13 protein-coding genes are annotated in these 15012 nt (G+C 60.2%); 11 read left to right on the top strand and 2 right to left on the bottom strand.

Translation table 11 applies throughout. The features are described from left to right. The first annotated feature begins 39 nt into the window (after positions 1–39). On the top strand, positions 40–1119 hold the full coding sequence (locus tag HCU66_RS00820) for an endonuclease/exonuclease/phosphatase family protein (protein WP_205886577.1): 1080 nt from the start codon (positions 40–42) through the stop codon (positions 1117–1119). Positions 1120–1169: 50 nt separating this feature from the next. On the opposite strand, the gene HCU66_RS00815 is transcribed toward HCU66_RS00820, so the two are convergent. After that, a complete protein-coding gene (locus HCU66_RS00815; protein ID WP_205886576.1) occupies positions 1170–1625 on the bottom strand; it encodes a winged helix-turn-helix transcriptional regulator in 456 nt (151 codons plus the stop codon). A 153-nt stretch (positions 1626–1778) separates the two neighbouring features. Between HCU66_RS00815 and HCU66_RS00810 the strand changes: the two genes are divergently transcribed. From HCU66_RS00810 to HCU66_RS00770, 9 genes are all read left to right on the top strand, one after another. Next, the gene (locus tag HCU66_RS00810) at positions 1779–3038 is read left to right on the top strand and encodes an MFS transporter (RefSeq protein ID WP_205886575.1); all 1260 of its coding nucleotides are present in this window, start codon (positions 1779–1781) and stop codon (positions 3036–3038) included. A gap of 96 nt (positions 3039–3134) precedes the next feature. Further along, the gene (locus tag HCU66_RS00805) at positions 3135–3431 is read left to right on the top strand and encodes a 2Fe-2S iron-sulfur cluster-binding protein (protein WP_205886574.1); all 297 of its coding nucleotides are present in this window, start codon (positions 3135–3137) and stop codon (positions 3429–3431) included. Positions 3432–3501: 70 nt separating this feature from the next. Then, positions 3502–4257, top strand: a complete 756-nt coding sequence (locus tag HCU66_RS00800) for a hypothetical protein (RefSeq protein WP_205886573.1) — start codon at positions 3502–3504, stop codon at positions 4255–4257. Between the two features lie 15 nt (positions 4258–4272). Then, positions 4273–5613, top strand: a complete 1341-nt coding sequence (locus tag HCU66_RS00795; RefSeq protein WP_205886572.1) for an ATP-grasp domain-containing protein — start codon at positions 4273–4275, stop codon at positions 5611–5613. A gap of 71 nt (positions 5614–5684) precedes the next feature. Continuing rightward, positions 5685–7016 carry an ATP-grasp domain-containing protein gene (locus HCU66_RS00790; RefSeq protein ID WP_205886571.1) on the top strand — a complete coding sequence of 444 codons (1332 nt, stop codon included), beginning with the start codon at positions 5685–5687 and terminating at the stop codon, positions 7014–7016. A 31-nt stretch (positions 7017–7047) separates the two neighbouring features. Next, positions 7048–8277 carry an ATP-grasp domain-containing protein gene (locus tag HCU66_RS00785; RefSeq protein ID WP_205886570.1) on the top strand — a complete coding sequence of 410 codons (1230 nt, stop codon included), beginning with the start codon at positions 7048–7050 and terminating at the stop codon, positions 8275–8277. A 31-nt stretch (positions 8278–8308) separates the two neighbouring features. After that, positions 8309–9205, top strand: a complete 897-nt coding sequence (locus HCU66_RS00780) for an EamA family transporter (protein WP_205886569.1) — start codon at positions 8309–8311, stop codon at positions 9203–9205. A gap of 17 nt (positions 9206–9222) precedes the next feature. Further along, entirely contained in the window at positions 9223–10572 is a 1350-nt protein-coding gene (locus tag HCU66_RS00775; protein WP_241015313.1) for an aminotransferase class V-fold PLP-dependent enzyme, read from the top strand. A 112-nt stretch (positions 10573–10684) separates the two neighbouring features. Further along, complete coding sequence (locus HCU66_RS00770; RefSeq protein ID WP_205886568.1) at positions 10685–11878, top strand: MFS transporter; 1194 nt, start codon at positions 10685–10687, stop codon at positions 11876–11878. Positions 11879–11957: 79 nt separating this feature from the next. On the opposite strand, the gene hrpB is transcribed toward HCU66_RS00770, so the two are convergent. Next, positions 11958–14477: an ATP-dependent helicase HrpB gene (hrpB, locus tag HCU66_RS00765; RefSeq protein WP_205886567.1), complete on the bottom strand. Its 2520-nt coding sequence runs from the start codon at positions 14475–14477 to the stop codon at positions 11958–11960. Positions 14478–14586: 109 nt separating this feature from the next. On the opposite strand from hrpB, the gene HCU66_RS00760 reads away from it, so the two are divergent. Beyond that, complete coding sequence (locus tag HCU66_RS00760) at positions 14587–15006, top strand: polyribonucleotide nucleotidyltransferase (protein WP_205886566.1); 420 nt, start codon at positions 14587–14589, stop codon at positions 15004–15006. Positions 15007–15012 lie beyond the last annotated feature (6 nt).

The following is a 15012-nucleotide window of genomic DNA, read 5'->3' as shown; positions in this document are numbered from 1 at the left end:
TATGCTCGAGGTCAACTTTGTAACGCTATAAGCCGAGCCATGCCCCGTCTACTGCGCTACACCCTGCTGGGCCTGCTGATTGCCATCGGCCTGATTGCCTTGCTGATCTACAGCCTGACCTGGCGCCCCGGAGCCAAGGAAGCGTTGCCGGTCAGTTGCAACACCCCGGCGCCGTCGCTGGTGCCCGGCCAGGCGCTGAAGGTGATGACCTGGAACGTCCAGTACCTGGCCGGCAAGCGCTATGTGTTCTGGAATGACCTGGCTGCGGGAGATGACGAACGCCCTACCCCTGAAGACATGGCCTTCAGCCTCGACGAAGTGGCGCGGGTGATTCGCGACGAGCAACCGGACATCGTGCTGTTGCAGGAACTCGATGACGGCGCCAAGGCCAGCGATTATCAGAACCAGTTCAAATTGCTTCAGGATCGGGTCACCGACCTGTATCCCTGCACCGCCCAGGCCTTCGACTGGAAAGCCGACTTCGTGCCTGAACCGCACATCTATGGCAGCGTCGGCCGGCAACTGGCGACCCTGAGCCGCTACCGGATCGAACACGCCGAACGCCTGCAGTTGCCGGTCGCGCCGGCCAACCTCATCAGCCGTCAGTTCAAACCGAAAAACGCCTTGCTCGTCACTTACCTGCCAGTAAGCGACGGCGGCCAGATGGCCGTGCTCAACACCCATCTGGACCGTGCCACCCAGCTCGACGATACCTTGCAAACCCAGGTGACCGCCGTGGCCAAGGTGCTCGACAAGTTCGAAAGCCGCGGCACGCCGTGGTTGATCGGTGGTGATTTCAATCTGTTGCCACTGGGCCAGTATCAACGCCTGCCCGCCGAGCAACGCACGCCCTACTCCGCCGATACCCCGCTGCATGTGCTGTGGGACAAATACCCGATGATCCCCACCAACAACGAAGCCAGCGGCATCGACCGGGCGCAATGGCTGACTCATTACCCGAATGACCCAGGCTTGAATGGCCCGGACCGGACCGTCGACTACCTGTTTTACAGCCCGCGCATCAAACGGGTCGAAGCGCGGGTGCGGCAGGACGATACGTTGCGCATTTCCGATCATTTGCCGGTGATTGCACGTTTTCTGTTGCCGGCAGCGCCTTAGCCACCAGCAGATCGTCCGGCCAGTCGTTCGAGTTATCACCGACTACACCATCAGGCATCGCGCTTGACCACGCGCCGGTGACAATCTGCCGGGGTCAATACCTTGCCCGCTCCGGAACGGACCGTGATGGTCTCGACCGGCTCCGACAGGTCGTTGTCCAGCAGTATCGAATGACTCTCGCCCTTGCTGAAGAGGAAGCGTTCTCCCCACTGGCGCATGCTGACCACTATGGGAAACACGGAGCGCCCCATCTCGGTCAGAACATATTCCTTGTAGGCACTGCCGTCGGATGCCGGCTGGACTTCGAATACACCCAACTCGACCAACATTTTGAGTTTTACCGTAAGGATGTTTCTGGCAAGACCAAGACGCTTCTGGAATTCACTGAAGCGGCGAACGTCATCGAAAGCATCGCGGATAATCATCAACACCCAACGATCTCCGATAGCTTCAAGCGTCCGGGCCACAGGGCATTCGCTCTGTGCCAGTAGCTTTTGTCTGGCCATGACTCTCCACCCTTTCGGGAACAGATTGTTTAAGAAAAAGTTCTAACGTCAGACAAAAACATTTTGTAAAACTAGTTGTATATTAAAACTTGATTTGATCATAATCAACGCATCGGTTTTCTTTCGAAACCACATAATTCCAAGGATGGAGTGATGACGCTGAACCCTCAAAAGCCTTTGAAAATGGATGTCGAGGCCGAAAAATCAGCTGGCGGAATCACCACCCTATCCCCTCAGGGGCGTGCAGCCACCCCCCTCACCCGTTACCAGACACTTCTCTTCGCAATCACCTGCGCCATGGCCGTGGCCAATGTCTATTTCGCACAACCACTGCTGGAGTCCATGGCAGACAGCCTGTCGGTTCCGCCCAGCACTATCGGAGTGGTGGTCACGGCTACTCAGGCCGGATATGCGGTGGGGCTGCTTTTCATCGTCCCTCTGGGCGATCTGCTGAACCGCAAGAAACTCATCCTGACTCAAATGCTGATGTCGGCAGTGGCCTTGTGCGCAGTAGGACTGGCCCAAGGTTGGGGCATGCTGCTCGGCGCGATGGTGCTGGTCGGTCTGATGGCGGTCGTGGTTCAAGTGGTGGTCGCCTACGCGGCCACACTGGCGAGCCCGGACCAGCGCGGCCAAGCCATAGGAACGGTGACCAGTGGCGTGGTGCTGGGCATTCTGCTCGCCCGCTTCGTCTCTGGCGCGGTGGCCGACCTCGCCGGATGGCGAGGTGTCTACTTCGTGTCGGCAGCCTTGATGGTTGGCATGGCGTTGGTGCTATACCGAACCATGCCGGCGTCGATAACGCCGCCAGCCAAAGGCAGCTACTGGCAGTTACTGCGTTCGGTCTTCCAGTTGTATCTGACAGAACGCATGCTGCGCGTCAGAGGCACCTTTGCCCTGCTCATATTCGCTGCGTTCAGTGTGTTGTGGACCGCAATGGTCCTACCGCTAAGCGCGCCCCCACTGTCGCTGTCACATACCCAGATCGGCCTGTTCGGCCTGGCCGGCGTGGCGGGCGCGCTGGCCGCCGCACGGGCCGGACGACTGGCCGACCAAGGGCTCGGCAATCGCACGACAGGCATTGCTCTGGCGCTATTGACCCTGTCCTGGCTGCCAACCGCGTATGTTGAAAGCTCATTGCTGGCGATGGTGGCGGGCGTCGTCCTGCTGGACTTTGCCGTGCAAGCGGTGCATGTGACCAATCAGAGCCTGATCTTCGCCGCGCGGCCCGATGCGCAAAGCCGTCTGGTGGGCGCCTATATGTGTTTTTACTCCGTGGGTAGCGGTTTGGGCGCAATAGCTGCCACTTACACTTATGCGCACTTTGGCTGGGTGAGCGTTTGCCTGTTGGGTGCCGCCATCAGTGGGATAGCCCTGTTGTACTGGTTGTATCTGGAGCTGACGGCCCGATAACTTCTTGACCCTTTAAAACTCCCTTCCATTGTTTGCGAACTCTGGCGTGAAACTGTGTGCCCGCCACACAAACTTGAATATAAACATGAGGTATGTATGGCACTGCACACATTAACTATTGCCTCGCATCAACTTGAATTTCAGCTACCGGTCAATGCCCCTTTCACGGATATAGAGTACGAGGCCGAAGGCAAGAACGTGATTCCTCTGGGGTGCCGCGTAGGGGCGTGCGGGGCCTGCCTGATCAGGGTTACATCGGGTCTCGAGGCTTTGAATCCTCGGGATGACGACGAAGAGGCTTTTATCGAGGTACTGGGTTACAGCGGTGAAGAATACCGGCTGGCCTGTCAATGCCGGATAAGAGGTGAAGTAGCCATTGATATCATTGGCTGATAGTTGCTGTTGCTATTGAAGTCCGATCATTAATTAAAGCGTTTCAATTAAACTAAAAAGAGGCTTGATTATGCTTAACCGTGTAAAGAATGTTGGCTATGGTGATCGCACTCCTTTTCTCAACGCCGCCGCTTCGGTGAATCTGCGCGGGGAAATCGACCAGATAATCGACCGTCAGGTAGAGCAGTGGTACGAAACCGTACCGGAGGCCGCTCACCTGGAAGGCAAGGACGTGAACAGTCTGTATTACAAGCGCCATCTGATCGAAACAGCATGGCGCATCCGACTGCTGCGGGTTGCCGAAGCAAAGGCGCTGGTCGACGTGGCCAAGGTCAGCCCGGAGGCTGCGCAGATCTGGGCCCACTACGAACAGGAAGAGATGCTCCACGATGACCTGTTCATTCAGGATCTTGAGCGTATCGGCGTCAGCCGCGAGGAATTTCTCGCCACCGAACCCTACCTGTCCACCAAGCTGCTGGCCGGCTTCTTTTCGTACCTGCTGGACCATGAGGGACCGCTTGGCGTGGTCGCTTATTCCTACCTGGTCGAGTACGTGAACGTGAAGCTCGAGCCGCGCAAACTCGAAGCGCTCAAGGCTTCGGTCGGCGAGACCAAGATTGTCGGCCAGATTTCCCACTCGCATACCGACATCAACGATGACCACCCGGGTGAAGTCTGGGCGGCACTGCGCTTCCTGATCAAAGGCGAGCAGGACATCGCGGCGCTGAAACGCTACCTGGCCGAGCATCAGAAGATCCTCGCGATGTACTTCAGCGAGCTGTACATCGACACCCTGGCCAAGCCGCAAGAAGACAAGGCAGCTTAAGCCATGGAGCAGGCAATGAATTCGAACCGACCCGGTGTTTTGATCCTGAGCCACTGCGGCTTTTCTTTCCTGGAGGACCTGAAGGAGGAGCTCCACCGACGGCAGCTCCGGTGTTTCGTGCTGTCCTCATTGCCGCTCCCAGAACATGTGCCGGCTCGGCTGGAGCAGATTCAGGCCTGGGCGGACCGGCTTTACACCACCGACTCCCACCAGCTGAAGCTGGAGGATATACACAATGCACTGCAGACCCTGCGCAAGTCGGGTGAGCAGGTCACGTGCTGCATCAGCGTGTGGGAAGGCTATCGCCACCTGATGGCATCGGCCAACGCTTCGCTGGGTACTTATGACATTGACGCCCGGCAGGCACTGGCACTGCGTAACAAGCTCAACGTGCGCAATCGACTGGCCGAAGCGGGTTTGTCGCAGGCCAGCGCCCATGCCCTGACTGCACCTGTGCTGCAATTGCTGAAGGCGCAGGATCAGCGCTATTTCATCAAGCCGATTCATGGGATCGCTTCCTACGCAGCATTTCCCATGCGCGAAGACACCACCTGGGACGCACTCGAGGCGCTGCGTCTGGCCTCAGGCGAGGACACGGTGTATGCCTCGGCGTTCAACGATGGACTGGAGTTCATGGCGGAGAATTACATCCCCGGCCACGAATTCAGTTTCGAGACTCTGCTGGTGGATGGTCAGGTTCATGTCGTGGCCATCCATGAAAAATACGAAGTGACCGAGACCGCTGACACGGTGCTCGAAGACAGTTGCACCACGCCCCCGGTAAGCCTCGACCAGGCCCAGATCGCTGCAGGTCTGCACTGGCTCGACGATGTACTGGGTTGCATGGAGCTCAAGTGGGGCTGCTATCACGTCGAAGCGCGCTTCACCGGGCAGCACTGGGACCTGATCGAAATCAACCCGCGAGTCGGCGGCAGCTTGATCTCGCACAGTGTCGAGGCCGTTACCCACGGTCACAGCATGCTTTCACTGTGGCTGGACCTGCTGCTGGCCAGCCAGGACGATGCCCGGCAACGCGAAGATTTCGTGCAGCGTCTGGCTCAGTACGGCTGGCGTGCGGATGGCACGAGCGCACAGTCGCTGGCGACATTCTTTCGGGTCTATTTCGCCAGGCCGGGAACGCTGCGTTCAGTGACGCTGAACGAGTTGCCGCTGGCCCCGGTCGTCAAACACATCCTTTTGAAAGAAGGCGATGTGATTCCCGCACACGCCCGTGAAGTGTTCCTTGGTCAATTGTTGTGGACGTTCGACCGCGCCGGGCAGGCATCGGAGCTTGAGCGCCTGGTCAGCATTTCCGCCACAGCGCTGGATATCCAGTACCAGGCCGAAAGCGATTGAACATTCGGTGAGCAATCGCCTGGAACATCACTGCTGTCCATGACCAACCCCATGCATTGAGGATGACGAACATGCCGCTGCGTGCGCCTGTATTGCTAATAGTGGACTACAACCTGAGCCGGATCGGCGATGTCCTGCACATGCGCGACTATGCGCGCAAGCATTGGGGCGCGCAGACCTGGCTGGTCAGGGCCAACCCCCAGGACCATGACAAGGACATCAGCGACAGGGTGATCGATGCCGATCCTCTGGATACCGACTTCATCCGTCATGCGCTGAGTCAGTTGGGCGATGACGCGGCCAGGATCACTGCCGGGATGGTTTTTTCCGACAACGCGGTGGCCAGTGGTGCAGCGCTGCTCGAACGGCTCGGGCTGCCGGTGGACGATGCCCAACTCGCGCTGGGAGCGTTTGACAAGCTGGCGTACCGCATCGCCGAAAATCGCATCCGCCCTCTACTGAACCAGCTGGGGGTCATGCTGCCGGACTTCGGGCGGATCGACTGCGTGAACGATGTACGCAATTTTGCAGTCCGCCAGGAGCGCGGTTTCGTGATCAAACCCGCTTGCGAAGGCAACAACCGTGGCGTGGTGATGGTAGCGCCGGGGGGGGACTGTGAGCAGGCCTTTTCGGAAGTGGCGCCTTATCTGGACAAGGGCGTGCTGGCAGAAGCGTTCATCACGTTCACCCGCGAGTACTCCTATGACGGACTGGGGAATCTGTGGTTCGTCACCGAGAAAGTCAGCGCTACCGGGCGCTATCCCGTAGAAGTGGCGCAGATCCTGCCTGCCCGCCTCACCGAGCAAGAGCGGCTTGCCGTTCGAGTGGCTGGCGAGCAGGTCAATCGACTGGTCGGCCAGCGTAAGGGGCCATTCCACAACGAGATCAAGCTCAGCGATGACGGCTACAACACCGCCGTGATCGAGCCGAACCGTCGTCCCGGCGGCATGAAGATCTGGACGCTGGCGCATGCCGTTCACGGGCTTGACCTGTATGCGGCCTGGGTTGACTCGGTATTTTCCGGGCTTGTGCCGGATGAGCTGCCACCCGCTACCTGCAGCGCCGCTACGGTGATGTTCGGAGTACCCCGAGACGTGACGCTGGATGTGGCCGAACTGGGCGATCTACAGGCACTGGTCCACGAGACGCTGGCCCTGGCAGCGCAGGCTCTGGAGCTGGCGAAAGAAGATATCGCCCTCCTCGAGTGCGCGTGGATCGCTGGCGAATCACGGCTGATCCATGCAATCCCCCGAGACAATAGCGACTTCGTGGCCCACGCGTGCGTTGCGCTGCATGACGAGAGCGTAGACGTCCGCGATCTGGTGACGGTGTTGCGCGAGCAATGGCTCAAGGTTCTGGACCGGAACCTGGCATCCGAGCGCCAGTTCAAGGTCGCGTCCTGACCCCTATCTTTTACGCTTCGAGGCCATTGGCATGAAAATTCTCATTCTTCACCGGGTCCCCTACCCGCGTATCGAGTATCACCGTGGCATCGACCATGAACAGCACGATGTCACCTACCTGGGAAAACAATCCGCGATCGATACGCTGCCGCCAGAACTGCGCTGCAAAAGCGTAGTTCGGCCGGGGTTGGCCAGCGCCTACGATGAAGCACTGGAGTGGCTGGCACAGTTCCCACAACGCTTTGATCGGGTCATCTCGATGTCCGAATACGAATTGCTCGACGCGGCGCGCCTGCGCGAAGCGCTGAATATCGAAGGTGCTTCGCTGGAGGCCGTGACCCTGGCGCGCAACAAGCTGGACATGAAGGCGGCTGTCCAGGCCCGCCAGCTGCGAGTACCGCGCTTCATGTCGCTTGAGCGTTATCTGGCACTTGAAGGGCACGTGCCGTGGCACGGGGCAACAGTGCTCAAGCCACACAGTGGTGCATCGAGCATGGATGTCAGCATTCACCAGCAGCCGTCTCGCACCTTTGATGAGATCAGTCGCAAGATCAGCGATCTGTCCTTGTGCATCGAAGATTTTCAGGTCGAAGAATACATCAGTGGCCCCATCCGCCATTTCGACGGCCTGGTACTGAATGGCCGGATCATCACCATGCTTTCCAGCCAATACGTAGGAACCTGCCTGGACTACATGGAGCGCGGCCGCCCTCTGGGCTCCTGGCACCTGGAGACCACCGCGCAGATGCAGGCATGGGTCGGCGCCGCACTGGAAGCGGTGCAGATCCGCAACGGCGCGTTCCATCTGGAAGCAATCATGGAGGGTGACGAACCGGTGTTCCTCGAGGTAGGTAACCGGGTGGGTGGCGCCGATGTGGTGGCAACCTACGAGTTAGCCACCGGCATCCACATGCCGTCGCTGGAGTTGCGCATCCACATTGAGGGCGAACTGGATATCGCGCACCTGACCGGGCAGCCGCCAAACCTGGGCTTCGGCTGGTTTGTATTCCCCGGGCACACCCACCGCGAGCGGATCTATCAAGGCCTGGACGGCGCGGACGAACTGCGTGCAAGCCCATTCGTCGTGCAGTGGAACGAACTGCAACCGGGCGCGCTCCTGCCAGGGCACGTGACTTATTCGGCCTTCGAGGCACCGCTGGCAGGCATCGTCAAGACAGCAGACCCGCAACAGACCCAGGCCTGGATGCAAGCGCTGTTTTCCCGAGTGAGCCTCACCGAAAACCTGACGTCCGTAGCATGACACTGCCCACCCTTATCAAGGCGACTCATCAATGAAACCATTGCACGTAGTGTTGGCTGTACTGATCACGGCAATCTGGGGTGTCAATTTCTCAGTGATCAAACTGGGGCTGGCAACCGTAGACCCGTTCATCCTGGCGGGCATCCGCTTCAGTCTCTGTGCGTTACCGGCGATCTTCTTCATCCGCAAGCCCAATGTGCCCTGGCGCTACATCATCGGTTACGGACTGGTGTTCGGCATCGGTCTGTGGGGCGTGGTAAACCTGGGCATCAAGGCCGGACTCTCGGCAGGCATCGCCTCGCTGGTACTGCAATTCAGCGCGTTCTTCACCATCCTGCTGGGCGGGTGGGTGTTCAAGGAAGCACTGACCCGCTTTCAGGTGCTTGGCATGCTGATCGCACTCGCCGGGCTCTTGTGCATCATCATGATCAGCGATGGCTCGGTCAGTCTGCCAGGCGTGCTTCTGGTGCTGGTTGGCGCGGCCTCATGGAGCGTCGCCAATATCATCAACAAGAAGGCCAGCACCAAGGATGTCTTCGGTTTTCTGGTCTGGTCCAGCGCCTTCGCGCCGATTCCGCTGTTCGCCCTCGACTACGTGGTCAACGGCAGCGCCGGCTATACCACGTTTGTCAATCAGGTCGACACGACCGCCGTGCTGTCGATTCTGTTTCAGGTCTACCCCAACACGCTGTTCGCCTACTGGATCTGGAACTCGCTGCTCAAGACCTATCCGGTATCGACGGTAGCGCCACTGTCGTTGCTGGTGCCGATCTTCGGCATGCTCGGCTCGGTTTTCATCTTCCACGAAAGTGTGCCGCCGAGCAAAGTGCTGGCGGTGGTTCTGATCGTCCTCGGCCTGGCCGTCGGCCTCTATGGGCAGCGTATTTTCAATGCTATGTTTGCGCGTCCTGCGCGCACTTCAGTATGAGTCGACAGGGAGTTGGCATGAGTCTGGGAAGACGTGAATTCGTGGGTGCCGCTGTTGGAGCGACCCTGATTGGAGGCAGCATGATCGCAGGCGTGGCGGGAGCACAGGTGGGCAACGAACCTGTTCAGGATGACTTGGTAATAGCGCTGGATCCCAACGATTGGGCATCCGTGCGGGCGCAGTTCAAGCTGTCGCCGGAGTTCGTGCACATTTCCAACTTCTTCCTGGCCTCCAACCCCAGGCCCGTGCGCGACGCAATGGCCCGCCATCGGCAGGCATTCGATGAAAACCCCTACACCTACCTCGAAGACAATATGTTCGCCAGGCCCGAGGACATGGTCTGGCGCAAGGTCTGCGCAGCCGCGGCAGACTATACCGGCGGACGGCCCGAAGACATCGCACTGACGACCAGCACCACGCAGGGCCTGGCGATGGTCTACAACGGTCTCAAACTGCAACCCCATCAGGAAATCCTGACGACTAACCACGAGTGGTACACCCACGACGAGGCCATGCGTCTGGCGGTCGTCAAATGGGGCGGGAGTGTGCGACGGATTGATCTTTACGACGGCCCCGAGGACGTCAGCGTCGACACTATCGTCGGCCGCATTGAAGCCGCCATCAAACCCTCGACCCGGATCCTGGCAATGACCTGGGTGCACTCGGGTACCGGCGTGCGATTACCCGTGCGGGAGATCGGTGCACTGGTTGCGCGGGTCAATCAGGATCGCTCCGAGGCCGACAGAATCATCTATGTGATCGACGGTGTGCACGGCTTCGGCTGTTCCGAGGCCCAGGTCGCCAGCCTGGGCTGCGACTTTTTCAGCGCAGGGACGCACAAGTGGATCCTTGGCCCGCACGGTACGGGGCTGGTCTGGGCCCGTGAAGGTCAGTGGGCACAGATCACGCCGACCATTCCCACCATCATGGCAGCCGAGCCCGCCAATGCCTGGCGCCAACAGCGCGACCCGCAGGGCGATACACAGGCTGCCTGGGTCAGTCCCGGAGGCTTCCTGGCGTTCGAAAACCAGTGGGGCGTGATCGAGGCGTTCGAGTTCGTCAGGAAAATCGGCCGCAAGCGCATCGCTGATCGCGTCGCCGAGCTCAATGGACAGCTGAAGGAAGGCTTGTCGAAGCTGCCCAATGTGCGCCTGCATACGCCCCGTTCTGCGCAGTTCTCTGCCGGAATCGTCTGCTGTGATGTAGAAGGCCGGGCTCCCAAAGATGTGGTGGCCGGGCTCAAGGCGCAGAAGATCATTGCCAGTGCCACGCCCTACCGCCATTCGACGGTACGGTTCTCGGCCGGGATCACCAACACGCCGGAAGACATCGAAAAGACCCTCAAGGTGATGCGCACTCTGGTCTGACACCCAGCCCGGATCGACGTCAGCCCGATGCACTTGCACAACGCGGGTGCAGTCGCTGGCGTCAGCCATTCATTGAAGAATCGCCGCGTACTCAAGGGCAAGGATCGTTTACATGACTGAACAATCAATCGTCACGAAAAACACTTCAAAAGAGCTGGCCATGTTCCTGGTCTGCTCGACGGTTTATCGGCTGTTTTCCGGCGCGCTGCTGGTCTCGTTGACGTGGACCATACTCAATCAGAACGAAGGCGGTTACCTGCCGTTGGCGCTGGCAATTTTCTGCTCGTTCATACCGGCCTTCGTCACACCCGTGATGATCAAGCGCCTGTCGAGCCGAATGAACGGCCGCCAGATGAGCAGCTGGTTTCTGCTGTGCCTGACCGGCCTCAGCCTGGTATCGGGAGTGTCCAGAGACTTCACCGTCGGCCTGCTGATCACCAATCTGTTTGTCTGGCTGATGATCATGTCGCTCGAAGCCAGCCTGGATATGTGGTTCACCCAGATTCAACGTGGCATGGATGAAACCAAGGTGCGCCGGATCAGCGGGGCAACCACTGCCACCAGCCAGGCAGCCCTGATGATCGGCCCTTTGCTGGCGGCGGGATTGATGCCGATTCTGACCGGTATTGGGTTCTCCATTTTGCTGTGCGCCGGCTTCTTGTTGGTCGCAGCCATTTGCTACACGCGTGACAGTCTACCGGAGGCAGTGCAGGAGGCTGGCGAAGTAGCGGCTCCAGCCAGGCTTCCGCTGACGCTGTTTGTGCCGATGGTACTTATCTGGCCAATCCTCGGGGCGTTCAACTTTATGCTGCCCGTCTATGTGTCGAGCCACGGCTGGGCGCTGTTTGAACTGGGTGTGCTCGATGCGGTGTTCGGCATGGGTATGGCGCTGATCGGGGTGCTGGTCATCATTGCCAATACCGGTCGTAACCTGTTGGCTTATCTGTCAGCCCTGATCGCGCTGGCGGTGATTTCCACGTCAATGTGGTTGCTGATGCCAGACACTCTGATACTGAAAGCACTGAGCCTGTTGATTCTCGGTATGGCTTTCGGCGGTGCGCGGGTGCATATCCGTGTCGCCATCGCCTGCCGCTACAGCGAGGCCGCTGTGGGCTCGTATGTCAGCCGGGCGAATGCCTTGGCCACGCCGGTGCTGCTGTTGATACTCAGCCTGCAATTGGCAATGATTGAGAACGCCTGGCTGCTTCCATTCCTGCTCGTCACATTGACCGTCGCTCTGTTGTTGCAGACATCGGCGACCCGCTTTGCCCGAGGGCATACTCCCGTCGAAGCAGTGGGCGCTTGAAAAGTCGCCCTGCATTTCACTCGACAGCTTCGGGAAGGGAGTTTCAAGGTATACGAGCGGGTAAAGCGTAGCCCTTTGCCTAGGTTCCCCGGGGCTTCGCCCGCGCCGTCGCCTCGGCCACCAGCGGATCGTCCGGCCAGTAGTGTTTCGGATAACGGCCCTTCAAATCCTTCTTCACCTCGGCATAGGTGCTACGCCAGAAGTTCGCCAGATCCTGCGTCACCTGCACCGGTCGCCGCGCCGGGGACAATAGGTGCAGTTTCACCACTTGCCGGCCACCGGCAATGCGCGGGGTTTCGGCCAGGCCGAACAACTCTTGCAACCGCACCGCGAGAATCGGTGGCTGTTCACTGTAGTCCAGACGAATCGAAGAGCCCGACGGCACGCTCAGATGATGCGGCGCCAGCTCTTCGAGCCGTTGCGGCAATGGCCACGGCAGCAGGTTGTGCACGATGCTCGACAGGTCCAGATTGGCGAAGTGACTGAGGCGCGAGACTTTGCCCAGATACGGCATCAACCAGTGTTCGAGACTTTTGAGCAGGGCGGCGTCGCTGACATCCGGCCATTCGCTCTCGCCTTTACCCGCGAGATCCAACTGACGCAACAACGCCACCCGCGCCTGCCACTGACGCAGCTCCGGGGTCCACGGCAACAGCTCGAGGCCTTTGCGCCGCACCAGGTTCACCAGCGCCTGACTGCGAGCGTTCTCGTCGAGCCCGGTCAACGGTTCGCGGCTGAGGATCAACTCGCCGACCTTGCGCTGACGCTCGGCCCGCAACACGCCTTCACGCTCATCCCAATCCAGTTGATCGATGCAACGCACCTGTTCGGCCAGCACTGAATCGAACAACGCCGGATCGAAATCCGTCGCCAGATAAATCCGCTCCTCACGCTGGCCCTGACGACTGCCCAGATCGGCGATCACCAGCCAGGGTTGTTTCATCAGGCTGTCCGCCTCGGCGAACAGCGCTGCACGACCATTCGCCAGTCGATATTCAGCGCCACCGGCCCGCCGCTGTTGGGCGACGCGATCGGGATAAGCCAACGCCAGCAACGCGCCGAGCCAGCGCGGATGTTCGGGATCGCTGACCGGCTCCGACGCTTTGCCCCGCAAATAGCCGCGGTACTGGCGCGCCAGTTGACGGGCACGCTGAACGCCGCCCTGAGCACCGCGAGCGGCCCGTTCTTCGCCGGACAGCAGCACCAGCCGGCTGTGCAAGTCAGCACCGGCGCCACGCAAGATATCCCGCTCACCGAGCAATGCCGCGACATCGCAGGCCATGTCGGCCAAGCCGAGCGCCTGACCACGCAACAGCAAATGGGCGATCCGTGGATGGGCCGGCAGTTCGGCCATGGCCTGACCGTGACGGGTCAACGCTTCGCCCTCCAGCGCGCCCAAACGTTCAAGCAGATCCTGGGCCTGTGCATAAGCCGCCGCCGGAGGCACATCGAGCCAGACCAACTGCCCCGGCGTCACGCCCCAACGACCGAGTTGCAAGGCCAGCCCGGCAAGGTCCGCCGAGAGAATTTCCGCGCTGGCGTAAGCCGCCAGTTGCTCGTGCTGATCCTGCGACCACAAGCGATAACACACGCCGGGCTCCAAACGCCCGGCCCGGCCCGCACGCTGCGTGGCACTGGCTTTGGAAATGCGTTGAGTGTCCAGGCGAGTCATGCCGCTGCCGGGGTCGAAACGCGGCACCCGCGCCAGCCCGGCATCGATCACCACCCGCACGCCGTTGATGGTCAGGCTGGTTTCGGCGATGTTGGTGGCCAGCACCACTTTGCGCTTGCCCGCGGGTGCCGGATCAATCGCCGCCCGCTGCGCCGCCAGGTCCAGTTCGCCGTGCAATGGGCACAGCAACACCGGCGTGCCCTCGCCCAGCGCATCGGCCAATTGTTGATGCACCCGACGAATCTCCGCCTGCCCCGGCAGGAACACCAGCAGGCTGCCGGTTTCATCGTTCAGCGCGTCGAGGATGGTCTGCACCACCTTTGGCTCGATGAACTCACCGGGCTGAAACGGCCGGCCCCAGCGCATCGCTACCGGGTACATGCGACCTTCGCTGCGCAGGATCGGCGCGTCATCCAGCAACCCGGCCAGGCGTTCACCTTCCAGGGTGGCCGACATCAAAAGGATTTTCAGCGGTTGATCGTCACGAAACAGCTCCCGGCCATTCAGGCTCAGGGCCAACGCCAGGTCAGCGTCGAGGCTGCGTTCGTGGAACTCGTCGAAGATCAGCAAGCCGACGCCTTCGAGCGCCGGGTCATCCTGCAAACGTCGGGTGAGGATGCCTTCGGTGACCACTTCGATGCGGGTATTGGGGCCGACCTTGCTGTCGAGACGAATGCGATAGCCCACGGTTTCGCCGACCTTCTCACCCAGCTCACTGGCTAACCGCTCCGCCGCCGCCCGCGCCGCCAACCGGCGCGGTTCGAGCATCAGGATGGTCTGCCCGGCCAGCCACGGCTCATCGAGCAAGGCCAACGGCACCCGGGTGGTTTTACCGGCACCGGGCGGTGCTTCGAGCACGGCTTCGTGGCGTGTAGCGAGGGCTTCACGCAGGGCGGGTAAAACTTCATCAATCGGCAAAGAAATCATGCTGGCTCCCAAACAGAGGCGCGAGTATAACGGCGAACTGCCCGGCGTTTATCACGGTCCTAATTCATACAGACGCCCCTTCGTTTCCAGATGACTCAGGAGATTTAATATGCGTGCTCCCTTTCGCTTGATCGGCGGTGTACTGGTCGCGACATTGCTCACCCAGATGACGGCCTGCGGTACGATTTTCTATCCGGATCGTCGTGGCCAGATCGACGGCAAGATCGACCCGGTCATTGTCGCGCTAGATGCCGTGGGCCTTCTGTTCTACATCATCCCGGGCCTGATCGCCTTTGCGGTGGACTTCGCCACCGGCGCGATTTACTACGCACCGGGCGAGACCGTCCAGGTGGCGCCGGAAAAACTCAAGGAAGCCATCGGCGCCGACGGCAAGGTCGATACCCACAAGTTACAGACTATTCTGGAACGTGAACTGGGCCGCAGCTTCCCGCTGGACGATCCACGCCTGATCCAGCACAAGGGCAGCGCCCAGCAATTGGCCATGTTCGGCCTGCAACCGGCCGCATAAGGTGCA

Source organism: Pseudomonas frederiksbergensis (assembly GCF_017114915.1).
Taxonomy (GTDB): domain Bacteria; phylum Pseudomonadota; class Gammaproteobacteria; order Pseudomonadales; family Pseudomonadaceae; genus Aquipseudomonas; species Aquipseudomonas frederiksbergensis_I.
The sequence above is the reverse complement of the archived record's forward strand: the minus strand, read 5'-3'. Positions and strand labels throughout refer to the sequence as shown.

Bases quoted from the DNA above. Each gene is read 5' to 3' on its own strand.
- HCU66_RS00820 (WP_205886577.1), top strand. From the start codon at position 40: ATGCCCCGTCTACTGCGCTACACCCTGCTGGGCCTGCTGATTGCCATC.
- HCU66_RS00815 (WP_205886576.1), bottom strand. From the start codon at position 1,625: ATGGCCAGACAAAAGCTACTGGCACAGAGCGAATGCCCTGTGGCCCGG.
- HCU66_RS00810 (WP_205886575.1), top strand. From the start codon at position 1,779: ATGACGCTGAACCCTCAAAAGCCTTTGAAAATGGATGTCGAGGCCGAA.
- HCU66_RS00805 (WP_205886574.1), top strand. From the start codon at position 3,135: ATGGCACTGCACACATTAACTATTGCCTCGCATCAACTTGAATTTCAG.
- HCU66_RS00800 (WP_205886573.1), top strand. From the start codon at position 3,502: ATGCTTAACCGTGTAAAGAATGTTGGCTATGGTGATCGCACTCCTTTT.
- HCU66_RS00795 (WP_205886572.1), top strand. From the start codon at position 4,273: ATGAATTCGAACCGACCCGGTGTTTTGATCCTGAGCCACTGCGGCTTT.
- HCU66_RS00790 (WP_205886571.1), top strand. From the start codon at position 5,685: ATGCCGCTGCGTGCGCCTGTATTGCTAATAGTGGACTACAACCTGAGC.
- HCU66_RS00785 (WP_205886570.1), top strand. From the start codon at position 7,048: ATGAAAATTCTCATTCTTCACCGGGTCCCCTACCCGCGTATCGAGTAT.
- HCU66_RS00780 (WP_205886569.1), top strand. From the start codon at position 8,309: ATGAAACCATTGCACGTAGTGTTGGCTGTACTGATCACGGCAATCTGG.
- HCU66_RS00775 (WP_241015313.1), top strand. From the start codon at position 9,223: ATGAGTCTGGGAAGACGTGAATTCGTGGGTGCCGCTGTTGGAGCGACC.
- HCU66_RS00770 (WP_205886568.1), top strand. From the start codon at position 10,685: ATGACTGAACAATCAATCGTCACGAAAAACACTTCAAAAGAGCTGGCC.
- hrpB (WP_205886567.1), bottom strand. From the start codon at position 14,477: ATGATTTCTTTGCCGATTGATGAAGTTTTACCCGCCCTGCGTGAAGCC.
- HCU66_RS00760 (WP_205886566.1), top strand. From the start codon at position 14,587: ATGCGTGCTCCCTTTCGCTTGATCGGCGGTGTACTGGTCGCGACATTG.